General features: G+C 67.3%; 14 protein-coding genes. 4 read left to right on the top strand and 10 right to left on the bottom strand.

All coding sequences use genetic code 11. The features are described 5' to 3' along the window. Positions 1–31: 31 nt before the first annotated feature. Both EDF64_RS17915 and EDF64_RS17920 read right to left on the bottom strand, forming a co-directional pair. Complete coding sequence (locus tag EDF64_RS17915; protein ID WP_133521310.1) at positions 32–1108, bottom strand: amidohydrolase family protein; 1077 nt, start codon at positions 1106–1108, stop codon at positions 32–34. Between the two features lie 99 nt (positions 1109–1207). Next, a complete protein-coding gene (locus EDF64_RS17920; protein WP_133521311.1) occupies positions 1208–2407 on the bottom strand; it encodes an ABC transporter permease in 1200 nt (399 codons plus the stop codon). Between the two features lie 69 nt (positions 2408–2476). Between EDF64_RS17920 and EDF64_RS17925 the strand changes: the two genes are divergently transcribed. After that, positions 2477–3088, top strand: a complete 612-nt coding sequence (locus tag EDF64_RS17925) for a hypothetical protein (RefSeq protein ID WP_071303666.1) — start codon at positions 2477–2479, stop codon at positions 3086–3088. A 69-nt stretch (positions 3089–3157) separates the two neighbouring features. Here EDF64_RS17925 and EDF64_RS17930 read toward each other — a convergent pair whose 3' ends face one another. Next, complete coding sequence (locus tag EDF64_RS17930; protein ID WP_133521312.1) at positions 3158–3823, bottom strand: SDR family NAD(P)-dependent oxidoreductase; 666 nt, start codon at positions 3821–3823, stop codon at positions 3158–3160. Between the two features lie 117 nt (positions 3824–3940). On the opposite strand from EDF64_RS17930, the gene EDF64_RS17935 reads away from it, so the two are divergent. Then, positions 3941–4510, top strand: coding sequence for a TetR/AcrR family transcriptional regulator (locus EDF64_RS17935; protein WP_071303668.1), 570 nt, complete (start codon positions 3941–3943; stop codon positions 4508–4510). A gap of 77 nt (positions 4511–4587) precedes the next feature. Here the strand turns inward: EDF64_RS17935 and EDF64_RS17940 are convergent, their stop codons facing one another. After that, entirely contained in the window at positions 4588–4857 is a 270-nt protein-coding gene (locus EDF64_RS17940; RefSeq protein WP_243736459.1) for a TetR family transcriptional regulator C-terminal domain-containing protein, read from the bottom strand. Positions 4858–4926: 69 nt separating this feature from the next. On the opposite strand from EDF64_RS17940, the gene EDF64_RS18565 reads away from it, so the two are divergent. Together EDF64_RS18565 and EDF64_RS17950 are read left to right on the top strand one after the other, a co-directional pair. Next, complete coding sequence (locus EDF64_RS18565) at positions 4927–5103, top strand: fluoride efflux transporter FluC (RefSeq protein ID WP_243736460.1); 177 nt, start codon at positions 4927–4929, stop codon at positions 5101–5103. A gap of 84 nt (positions 5104–5187) precedes the next feature. Continuing rightward, positions 5188–5772: a recombinase family protein gene (locus tag EDF64_RS17950; RefSeq protein ID WP_133521314.1), complete on the top strand. Its 585-nt coding sequence runs from the start codon at positions 5188–5190 to the stop codon at positions 5770–5772. 184 nt (positions 5773–5956) lie between these two features. Here the strand turns inward: EDF64_RS17950 and EDF64_RS17955 are convergent, their stop codons facing one another. From EDF64_RS17955 to EDF64_RS17980, 6 genes are read right to left on the bottom strand one after another with little or no spacing between them, the layout of a single operon-like run. Further along, the gene (locus tag EDF64_RS17955) at positions 5957–7546 is read right to left on the bottom strand and encodes a glycoside hydrolase family 32 protein (RefSeq protein ID WP_133521315.1); all 1590 of its coding nucleotides are present in this window, start codon (positions 7544–7546) and stop codon (positions 5957–5959) included. Continuing rightward, on the bottom strand, positions 7536–7862 hold the full coding sequence (locus tag EDF64_RS17960) for a preprotein translocase subunit TatA (RefSeq protein ID WP_133521316.1): 327 nt from the start codon (positions 7860–7862) through the stop codon (positions 7536–7538). Before EDF64_RS17960 ends, EDF64_RS17955 begins: the two co-directional genes overlap by 11 nt. Before the next feature lie 32 nt (positions 7863–7894). Then, positions 7895–8107 carry a twin-arginine translocase TatA/TatE family subunit gene (locus EDF64_RS18625; RefSeq protein ID WP_071293194.1) on the bottom strand — a complete coding sequence of 71 codons (213 nt, stop codon included), beginning with the start codon at positions 8105–8107 and terminating at the stop codon, positions 7895–7897. 35 nt (positions 8108–8142) lie between these two features. Next, complete coding sequence (tatC, locus tag EDF64_RS17970) at positions 8143–8904, bottom strand: twin-arginine translocase subunit TatC (RefSeq protein ID WP_133521317.1); 762 nt, start codon at positions 8902–8904, stop codon at positions 8143–8145. Between the two features lie 56 nt (positions 8905–8960). Continuing rightward, a complete protein-coding gene (locus EDF64_RS17975) occupies positions 8961–9869 on the bottom strand; it encodes a carbohydrate kinase family protein (protein WP_133521318.1) in 909 nt (302 codons plus the stop codon). A gap of 50 nt (positions 9870–9919) precedes the next feature. Beyond that, positions 9920–11350, bottom strand: a complete 1431-nt coding sequence (locus EDF64_RS17980; RefSeq protein ID WP_133521319.1) for a glycoside hydrolase family 32 protein — start codon at positions 11348–11350, stop codon at positions 9920–9922. Positions 11351–11433: the final 83 nt, after the last annotated feature.

Below are 11433 nucleotides of genomic sequence, written 5' to 3' on the forward strand. Positions count from 1 at the left end.
CACCCTGATGACTCACGAACCGCTTCGACACTCACTCGCTCCCCGGAACGCGCTCGGCGGTCAAGCGAGGGAAGAGCTGTTCGGCGGCTGTTCGGAGCACCTCGCCCAGTCGTTCTGCGCCGGGGCCGTCGTAGGTGTCCAGGTCGTGGTCGAAGCGGGCACTCCAGTCGGGGTGTGCGTAGGGGAAGTCGCTGCCGTAGAGGACGTGGCCGGGCTCCGCGAAGGCCAGCAGTGACGGCAGCGAGGTGGGAGATGCGGACAGGGCGGTGTCGAAGTAGAACTTCCGGAGGCCCGCTTGGATGCTCTCCGGCGTGGTGTCCGGGTTGAACATCGCGGCGGCGCTGAAACGACTGGCTGCGTAGGGCAGGAACCCGCCGGCGTGGGAGAGGATCACGCGAAGATTCGGGTAGCGGTCGAACACGCCGTGCGCGACGAGGTCCACGGCGGTGCGGGTGGTGTCGAACGGGAAGTCCAGCAGTGCGGTGGGCATCCCCGGCAACTGGGCGATCGGTGGTGCGGTGGGGTGCACGAAGACCACGGCTGAGCGGGCGGCGAGTTCTGCCCAGAGCGGCTCGTACGCGGGGTCGCCGAGGTACCGTCCGTGCGCGTTCGACAGCAGGAGCACCCCGTCGGCGTGGAGTTCGTCGAGTGCCCGCACGGCTTCGGCGACCGCGCCGTCGAAGTCCGGCAGCGGCAGCACCGCGAAGTGCCCGAACCGGTCTGGCGCCTCACGGACCAGCTCGGCCTGGTAGTCGTTCAGTTCGCGGGCGAGTTCGCGCGCCGCGGCGTCGTCACCGAAGTGCACGCCCGGTGCGCTGATCGAGAGCATCCCGGTCTCGATCCCCGTTTCGTCCATCATCGCGATCGTCGCTTCGGGGCTCCACTCCGGCATCGACCAGCCGCCGATGGCCCGGGGCCCTCGTCGCGGTGCGGTCCCGCCGCTCGCACCCCACGGGTCCCACTGCGCGGACCCTCCGGTCGCAGCCGGCGCAGCCGCCCGGGCGCCCGCCGGGGCGCCGGCCCCCATCGCTTGCGATCCTGCCGCTGCCAGTGCCTCGAAGTAGCGTGGCGGGAGCAGGTGCTGGTGGACATCGATCTTTCCTGGCATGGTGCGGTCCTCCGATCGTCCTCAGCAATGAGGGCTGGTTGTCGTGTGCAGGAGTGGGTGTCATGAGGGATCCCCGCCCGTCGAGGACCCCTGTTGTGTTCAGGGCGTTGGGGTCAACGGCAGCAAGGCCGCGTTGGGCGTGACTGCAGCGGCCTCGAGGTGGGAGCCCGAGGGTCCGGCAGTCGGGCGGGGATCCTGCTCGGAGCGGAGGCCGCCCTTCGGTCGAGCCGCAGCTTCGCGTCGGTTTCGGATGAGCATCGCTGTCAGCGTGAGCAGGATGCCTGCCACAGCCCAGATGCTCAGCCGGATGATCGGGGCGGCGACCGCGGCGCCGTCGAAGTACTGGACGGACCGCAGCAGGTCGAGCGCGTCGCCCTGCGGGAAGACGTAGTAGAGCGTCTGGAAGAAATCGTTGAGGACGTGCATCCCGAGGGGACCACCGGAAGACGTGTTCCCCAGGATCACCAGGGCGAGCGTCATCACCAGCGCCGCGATGGTTCCGCCGAGTGCTGCGACGCCCGTTACCGCTCCCCCGATGGCGACTCCGGTCAGCCAGAGGATCCCGAACACCGCCCAGGGGCCGACGGTCACCGCGCCGAGGGCGGAGTCGATCCACAGGGTGATCAGTGCGGCGAGGAGACCGGCGTAGAGCACGAGGACGATGCTGCGCTCGACGAACTTCGCGGCTGTGTCGACCGTGCCGAGGATGCGCCCGAAGACTGTCGCGCCGAGGGCGGCCCCCAGGCCGGCGAAGAGGATCGCGTAGAACTCGATCGACCCGACCGGGTCCTTCTCCGGCAGGGGCGCGAGGTCTGTGGCCGTGTTGGTGGTCTGCAGTTTCGCTGCGATCGAGTCACCGATACCTGAGATCGCCTGTCCGAGGCCCCGGCCGCCGCCGCTGGCGATGTAGGTGGTGACGCCGGCGCCCTTCCCCGGTGCAGGCAACACGACAGCGCCGTCGACGTCGCGGTCGAGCACCGCGGTTCGCGCCTGCTGCTCGGAGGCCACGACGGTGAGATCCAGCGATCCGTGCTGTTCGAGCGCGACGATCGCGTCAGCGTCGCCGGTGACCGCGAGGTGCACGTTGTTCGGCGTCGGGTTACCGAACGCGCTCGAGTAGCTCGTCAGCATCGCCATCGCCAGGAGCAGGATCGCGATCCCGCCGAGGATCACGTTCCGGTAGCGATGCGCTGATCCCGGCCCTTCGGAGTCCAGCGCGCCGCCCGCGACCGCCGCTTCGAACTCGGGGTGCTGCGGGCCGTCTCCGCGGCCAGTGGCGGGCTCGGTTACGTGCGTCATGGTTTCCTTTACAGTTGTCCAGTAGATGACGAACGTACATCAGGGTTCGGGCTCTGGCAAGATGGACTCATGACCGAGGGAGCGCGCACGGCGCCACGCGCGAGCCAGCGGGTGGACCCGCGCATCATCCGCACCCGCGCCGCCCTGATCCGGGCGCTGGCCGCCCTGGTGTCCGAGACGCCGAAGGGCGAGACGATCTCGATGAGCGCCGTGGCACAGCGTGCTGGGTTGAGCAGGCAGGCCCTCCACAACCACTACAGCAATGTCGGTGACCTGGCGACGGACCTCTGGATCAGCCGCCTCCTCGAGGACCAGCTTCCGCTCGACGAGGCCGCGGCGAACCTCCCACAGGCCCTCACTGACGCCGTTCGGGAGCGCGGGATCGAACCGCTGCTCGCCGCGGGACGTGCGGATCGCGGCTTCTTCGACAAGCTGCGCGCCGTTCCACGTGGCGAGCGTGTTGCCGAGGTGCTCGCAGACGCGATGACGACCTGGCTGTCGGAGTCGGACCACGATCACCGAGGATCGGAGATCGCTCTGACCGGGGACGCCCGGACCTTCACGATCGGCGGCATGATCGCGCTCGTGTCGACGTGGCAGATGGCGGACGCGCCCCCGAGCACGGCCGAGCAGGTGGCGGCTCTCCGGACCTTCGCAGCGGCAGCGGCTGGCGCTGGCTGAACCGCGCGGACCCGGGTCCCGGCAGCCCGGCGGATCCCGCCCAGGCCAGCAGCCCGGGCGGGAGGAGCGTCAGCCGTCGTACGCGACGTAGTGCAGCTCGGCATCCCGCCGCTCGTCGTGGAGCTTCACGTAGGACTGCGCGATGACCGCCGGTTCAGCGTCCGGTCGCCCACCGCCGATCAGCGCGGTGATGGCGACGAACCCGACGTAGACACCCTTGTCAGCGAGAGCGGCGTTGAGGTTGAGCGTCCAGTTCCGGAGCCCCGCCGCTGCGATGTTGACGTTCCCGCGGACCGGCGTCTGGGCGAGCGCACCGCCACCGGTGGTCACGAGGACCGTACCGGCGCCCGCCGCGATCATGCCCGGCAGGACCTCCCCGACGGCCGCGATGGCGCCGCCGAGGTAGAAGTCGAGCTGTGGCTGCAGGTTCTCCATCGTCACGTCCACCGCGTCGACCGACTCCAGGGTCCGGTCAGCCGGGGAGAACTCGAGGACGTCGATCGGCCCGAGCGTCTCCCGGATCGATTGGAGAGCAGTCCGGATCGTGTCGGGCTCGCTGATGTCGGCGGTGAAACCACGAGCCTGGATGCCCTCCGCGACGAGCTCACCCGCCAGGGAGTCCACGTTCGCCTGGCTGCGGGCCACGAGCGCGACGTCGAAGCCCTTCTGCCCGAAGGCCCGCGCGATCTCGAGACCCAGACCAGGGCCTGCGCCGATGATGGTGATGAGGGGCATGATGCGTCCTTCCGTGGCCCACCGCCGGGCCCTGCAAGCTGGTGCGGTAAGTTGAGACCGTCCTCAAATCCACTGCAGCATATGTTGAGACCGCCCTCAAGTTCCTTCGGAGTCGCTGTGAGCACCCCACCCCGTCTGCGTCGAGACGCGCAGGCGAACCTCCAGAAGCTGCGCGCTGCCGCCATCGCCGTGTTCTCGCAGCGAGGGTTGTCCGCTCCCCTGGAGGACATCGCCCGGGAAGCCGGGGTGAGCATCGGCACGCTCTACAACCGCATCGGATCGCGCGAAGACCTCATCGACGCCGTCGTGCCCGACATCGCGGGCGCGAAGCTTCGGACCCTGCGGGAACGGACACTGGCCCAGGACAGTCCGCGCGCGCAGCTGGAGACCTTCATCGCCGAGATGATCGACCTGCAGCGGAGCGACCCGGCGATGAACGACGCGATGCTCCGGCGATACCCCGACGCCGTGCTCCTCATCAACGCATGCGAACGATCGATGGCGCTCGGAGCGGAACTCGTCGCCAACGCACACAACGCCGGCGTGCTCGCCGAGGACTTCACCACCGAGGACCTGATGACCGTCCTGTGGATGGCCGGGATGGCCAGCCATGACCCTGCCGCTCCGGACGGATGGCGCCGTGTCGTCGACCGGAGCATCTCCGCTGCCTGGACCATCCAGGGCTGATGCCGCGACGAGCCTCGCGTCCGCACCACCGGCAAAGCCGCCTCCGTATCGCTAGCGCAATGGCGAAATCGAGTGCCTCACAGAGGGAAAACTAGGAGTCGTTGAACGGCGCGTCGGACCTGTGCAGCCATGTCAATGCCATCGGGGTCCAGGAGCCACATCACCTGCAGGCCGTCCATCAAGGCGGTGAGCTCGATGGCTGCCGCGGAGACGTCGACACTGTCGATTAAGCCGCCAGCCACTTTTGCCTTGTCAAGGGCTGTCTCGGTGCCCTCGCTGCGGGTCTTTCTCGACACCGCCGTCCGTAACCGGCTCGGGTCCCGGTTCCCGTGGGGCACGAGCGTCATCAACCTCACCGGCTCCCTCGCGCTCGGTATCATCACCGGCTCGGTACCACTGTCCTGCCAGCGGTCTGGGTGACCGTCGTCGGTACCGGCCTGATTGGCGGGTACACGACGTTCAGCACCGCCAGCGTCGAAGCCGTCCGGCTCGCACTCGAGAACCGCTACCGCGCAGCAGCGGCACACGGCCTCGTGAACCTCGTCGCGTGCGTCCTCGTGGCACTCCTCGGCCTCTGGATCGGTGTCCGATAGCCGATCCGCTTTCGGACACGGGTCCGAAAGCGGATCGGGTTCCGAGACTAGGCGGACGCGGTTCAGCCAGCGGATCCTCGCGCCATGAACGCTCTACTCATCGGGTACGCCCGCGTCTCAACATATGAACAAGACCTCACCGCCCAGCGCGTCGCGCTCGAACGGCTCGGAGTCCTCCCGTCCAACATTCACACCGACCACGGCCTGACCGGCACTAACAGGTCACGCCCCGGACTCCGTGAAGCACTCGCATCGTGCCGTGACGGCGACACACTTGTGATCGCGAAGCTGGACCGGCTCGCGAGAAGCCTCCGAGATGCCAAGGACATCGTGGACGAACTCACCGCCAAGAACGTCAAGCTCAACATTGGCGGCTCCGTCCATGATCCCAAGGATCCCGTCGGTCGGCTGCTCTTCAACGTCCTGGCGATGGTCGCCGAGTTCGAGTCCGACCTCATCCGAGCCCGCACACGCGAAGGGATGCAGATCGCCAAGGCGAAGGGCCACCTCCGCGGCCGGCAGCCAAAGCTCAGCAACACCCAGCAGCGGCACCTCCTCGAAGTTCATCAAGCAGGCACACACTCGGTCGCCGAACTCGCGGAGTTGTTCGGCATAGGACGCGCCACCGTCTACCGCTGCATCGCTCGACAGACTCACCCCACCCGCTGACCCGCCAGCTCCGCTCTGTTCTCGGACACAGACGTCCGAGAACAGAGCGGAATCCGCTAGCAGAGTAGTCGCGGGACGCAGCAGGGCTCTTCCGACCGTGGGTGTTCGTTGAACGACCGTCTGGCGGGCAGCGAAGAAGCAGCCCCAGGGCGGAAGGAAGCTGCTGCCTTCCGCCCTGCGCGCGCTAGCTTCCGTATTCGCGGATGGTGATGTTGGAGAACGTTGCGGTGCCGCCGTCGGAGTACAGCGAGATGCCTGTGTCGCCGGCGTCGAAGTTCACCTGGTTGGACAGGACCGTGTAGCCGGCGTTGACGAACACCTCAACGCTCTGCGTGTCGACGAGGATGCGAAGGTGCACGGCGCGGGCGGCGGGGTTGATGGGCGCTGCTGCCCGCGTGTAGGGCGCCAATGCGAATCCTGCGCGGTCGGACGGGGCCCTGTCCACGTACAGATCGCTGCCGTACTTGCCGATGTTGGTGTGTCGCGCTCCGTCCGCCGAGCGTCCGACGGAGACTCCGACGTTGGTGGCGTTGGTCCACGTGACGTCGAGCTCGATCTCATACGCGCGGCCGTTGTACGGCAAGACCACTGAACCGTTGACGGTCTGGTTCGCGATCGGCACGGTGCGCTTCGCGGTGCCCTTGAGCGCCGCGATCGGCGCGCTGAGGAGGGCGTAATGACCATCGGTCTGCTTCTGGAGTGTGATCTCGCGGACGATCGAGTTTTGGCCGTTGTATCCGTCGGAGGCGTCGGTGGGGACCTGCCGATTCGCGTACTTCCAGTTGTTCATCCAGCCAAGGCCGTACCGCTTCGTTGTCGGCGCTTCGTTGGCCGGCCAGGTGACTGCCGCGTACCAGTCCCATCCCCAGTCGAGCCATTGCGGGGTGAGGTTGTCCGCCGTGTACGCGGTGCCGTTCCAGGAGCCGGTCCAATACGCGTACGTGCAGGGCAGGCCTTCGTTGTAGGCGTCCATGCTGCCGCTGAGAACCCAGTGCTTGGTGCCGTCATCTGCTGTGATCTGGAAGAGATCGGGGCATTCGATGCCGCCGAGGTTGTGGTCCGGGTAGTCGAAGTTGTGCTGCAGGGTCCAGTCGATGAGGTTCTTCGACGTGTAGAACGCCGCGTAGCGCTGCCGGCCGATGACACAGACCCATTCGTTGCGGGCATCGTCCCAGGCCACCTTGGGGTCACGGAACCATTCGGCATTGGAGATCTGCGCGTCGGTGGTTGCGGTGCGTCCGTCAGTGTTAACGATGACGGGGTTCGGTCGGGCGGTGAAGGTGAAGCCGCCGTCGGTGGAGTAGAAGAGGTACTGCTCCTGGTACTTTCGCACCCCTCCGGTGGGTCGGGTGGCGAGGGCGATGACGGCACCGGCACCGTAGCCGGCGGTGTTGTTCGTGTCGATCAGGGTGCAACCGGTCCAGGTGGGCAGGTTGGTCTGCAGGGGGATGACGGCGCCTTGGAAGGTGAAGTTGATGCCGTCGGTGGTGGACACGTGGTCCCACCCGCCGTCCCCGTTGTCAACGTCGGAGTGCAGGTAGTACAGCTGGTAGGCGCCGCGGGTGAACACTGGGCGCTGCGGGTCAGACAGCCACCCGGAGGGCGGGGTCATGTGGTACTTCGCGCGGAATGACGTCGCTGCGGCGGCTGATGTAGAGGCGGATCCCGCGGTGGCAGCCTGGGCTGCTTCAGCGGGCGCCGCGGTGGCGAGCAGCGCCAGGGCGCCGATCCCTGCACCTTGGAAGAGGGCTCGGCGGTGGAATTCAGACGTCATCGTTGACTCCGGTTCGAGAGTTGATTGGTTCCGCAGTGTGGGTGAGCACCGTTGGTTCAACGGCGGGTTCGTGCGGTGTCGGAGGTTGGGTGAGTGCGTCGCGGATGATGCGGCGCGGGTCGTAGCGGCGCGGGTCGAGTTCTGACCAGTCGATGTCGACTCCGGTCTGCTCTTCGATCTGCGCTTTGGTCGTGTCGGCCCATCCCCGCAGCTGACGCAGGAAGTTGGTGAGCTGTTTGGTGTGGGCGGCCAGCCGAGCCGGTCCGAGACACAACCCGGCGATGACGGCGATGACGAGCAGTTTCTCGACGTCCACGGTGATTCCCCGTCAGCTCGCCGAAAAGCAGCTCACTCGTGCGACGGTACGGTGCCGTCGTGTGCGACCGGGGCGCTGGCCTGGTCGGAGCTCTTCTTGTTGTCTCCGGCGTGGATCTCACTGCGGAAGATGTTGAGCGACTGCCCGAGCCCCTTTGCCAGGGCGGGCAGCTTGGTGGCGCCGAAGAGCAGTACGACGATGCCGAGGATGATGAGCAGGTGGATGCCGGTGAGGTTGCCGAGCATGATGAGTCCTTCGTGTGCAGGCGGCGCAGCGGACGCTACGTCACGGGGTGGGTGGTTGAGGAAGCGGCCGCGAGGCGGCGGGCGAGACGGCGGTCATGCAGCCAAGTGACCGCGCACGCTGCGAGGTAGAGCACGCCCATCGGAATGGCGAGGAGGAACATCGATGCGATGTCCGCCGATGGTGTGACGAGCGCGGTGAAGATGAGGATGCAGAGCACGGCGATGCGCCAGGCACCGAGGATCGCTTTCGCGGTGAGGACGCCGACGAAGTTGAGCAGGACGAGGAACACCGGCAGGACGAACGCGATACCGACGGCAAGGACGAGCTTCACGGCGAAGTCGTAGTACGCCTTCGCGTCGACGATCGAGGTGTCCTGGTGTGCGACGAAGCTGCCTAGGATCTGCACGATGTGCGGCAGGACGTACCAGCCGAACCAGCATCCGCCGAGGAAGAGCGGGATCGCGGAGCCGAGGAACCCGATTGCGTAGAGCCGTTCCTTCCGAACCAGGGCAGGAACGATGAACGCCCAGACTTGGTACAGCCAGACGGGGCTGGCGATGACGAGCGCGATGGTGATCGTGATTTGAAGGCGCAGGTCGAAGGCGCCGCTGATGGCAGGGAAGTTCAGTTCCGCGGTGTGACCGCCGCCGGCGTCTGCGAGCTCGGTGACGGGTGCGCGGAGTTGGTCGAGCACGAACGGTGTGAGGAACCAGCCGATGACTGCGCAGATTGCGATGGCGAGCACCGCGCGGAAGAGCCGTTTCCGGAGCTCGTTGAGGTGCTGTCCGAGTGACATCGTTCCGGCGTCGGGGCGCTTCTGCCGCGTCGTCCCGCGCGGAACGGACGGGGCGCTCATCTGGTGGGTTCTCCAAGCGCTGCGAGCACGTCACTAGCGGTTGGTAGGTCCGCACCACGACGGCTCACTGTGATCGCCGCGGCGCTGGCGCTGATCTGGCCGAGTCGTGCCAAAGCGCTGGAGTCCAAGGCATCGAGGGTGACGATGGTGTCCTGAAGTTGCCAGATGAGGGTGGCCATGTAGGTGTCTCCGGCGCCGACCGTGTCGACGACGTCGACGCGTTTGCTGGGCACGGCAACCCGCTCTCGGGTGGTCGCAAGCGTTGCGCCGGCGGCACCGGTGGTGATGGCGGCCAGCGTCACGCCGAGCTCGAGGAGACGGTCGAGGACGACGTCGACGCTGTCGCCTGGGTAGAGCCAGGCGGCGTCCTCGTCGGAGAGTTTCAGCACAGTGGCTTCTGCCGCGAGGTGCTCGAACCAGACCCGCTCAGCGGCCGCGTCTCCGAGGAGCGCGGGCCGGATGTTCGGATCGAACGAGACAATGCCGCCGGCGGCTGCGGTGCGCTGGACGAGCTCTCGCACTTTGCCCGCTCCCGGCTGCAGGAATGCGCCGATCGATCCGATGTGCAGCCATCGCGGCGTTTGCGGTAGCTGCGGCAGGTCCCATTCGATGTCGAACTCGTACGTGGGCTGGCCGTCGGGAGTGAGCCGGACTGTCGCCGCCGGGGTTCTCGTGGCCCCGAAGACGCCGGGAACCAGCCCGACCTCTGACGCGTCGAGGTGATCTGCGATCTGGTGGCCGCGCACGTCATCACCGAGCCATGTGGCGAATTCGACCGGCGCGCCGAGCCGTCCGAGACCGAGGGCGACGTTCGCGGGGCTTCCTCCGGGGATCTCCCGCGTGGCGTCGTCGTGGACGATGTCGACGAGCGCTTCTCCCGCAACGGTGATTCGATGCACAGTCATCTCCTTCGATGATCGGGACGAGTTGGTGCCGGTGGACCTGTCGGCGCCGCTCAGTCAGATCGCGCGGATCCAGCGGTGACGTCGGCGGCGGGAGCCGCAATGGTCGTGACGGTGGGCTCGAGATCCCACACCAACGCTTGGTTCGGGGCTTCCACGCTCCACGGCGGTGCTTGCGTCGGGTAGACGCGGGTGGTGATGGAGCGTCCGGCGCTGGTGAACAGTTCGACGATCGATCCGTCAAGCAGTACTCGCACTGCAGGTCGGTCCGCAGTCCGGTCGAAGGGAGCACGAATCACCGCGGGGCTCGGGTCAGCGCGGTGGTCTGTGCTGGCATGTGCCCGGTCGACGGTGAGCGTGCCCGCGTCGACGTCGATCGTGATGTCGAGGTATTCGGTCTCGGAGAAGCGGAGCCGGATGCAGCCGGTGACGGCGACGGGCAGCACGATTTCGGCTTGCGCGCCGATGCGAGCACCGTGCGCTGCCTGCGAGCCACCGACACGGAGGTCATTGATCGCAGGGTGCGGTTCGGTGCCGAGTCGACCGTTCGTGATCCACGCCCGGCGCGGTAGTGAGATCGCGCCGGACCAGCCTGCCTGTTCGGTCCACTGCTCGGTCCGGCCCTCGGTGACCCATCCGAACAGCACCGGCCCCCAGGAGCTGGTTCGCATCACGGAGGCCGCGTAGAAGTGCTGCCCGTCGTCGACCTTGAACGGCGAAGGAGACCCGGTCAGCGGGATCGCGACGACGTCACCCGGGCCGTCGGCATGGGACCAGGACGCCACGATCGCAATCTCGGTGCCGTCGACGGTGAGGATCTGCGGGCACTCCCACCCCTCACCGGTGTCAATGCCGTTGACCGTGTCGCGTGCCATCGACACCAGATCGCCGACGTACGTCCAGCTGATGCCGTCCGTCGATCGGTAGTGGCGGACGGACGCGGTCTGGTTCCTGGCCGCCGCTCCGACCGCCATCGACCAGCCGTCGCCTGTCTGCCAGACGAACGGGTCGCGGAACATGGTGATCGCCTCGTCCGGGGACGGGTCTGCGACGACCTGCACGGGGGCGCCGTAGGTGGTCCCGCCGTCCGTGGACTCGGCGAGGAGCACCGACTGGAACGGGCTGTGATCCACTTTGCCGGAGTAGTAGGCGCGGACGACCCCGTCGTGCAGGACCGTGTTGCCGGACCACGCACCACCGGAGTCGGCGCCACCGGGGACGGGGACGATGGCGGGGCGGTGGAGTGTCCAGTGCACGAGGTCGTCGCTGGTGGCGTGTCCCCACTCGACCGGGATCTCGAGGTCGACCTTGGGCCGTGACTGGAAGTACAGGTGCGCCTGCCCGCCGATGTCGATGGGGCCGTTCGGGTCGTTGACGTAACCCCGGGGCAGGCGGACGTGGAACTGCGGGAGGTGGTGGTCGGCTGCGGTCACGGCGAGTGCGGCTTCCTGGAGTGCTGTCGGCAGGGCGTGGAGGTCGGTCATCGGGACGATCCCGCCGTGACGCCCTCGATGAAGTACCGCTGGGCGAAGATGAACAGCAGCACACTCGGGATCATCGTCAGGAC

It is taken from the genome of Curtobacterium flaccumfaciens, assembly GCF_004361695.1.
Taxonomy (GTDB): Bacteria; Actinomycetota; Actinomycetes; order Actinomycetales; family Microbacteriaceae; genus Curtobacterium; species Curtobacterium flaccumfaciens_B.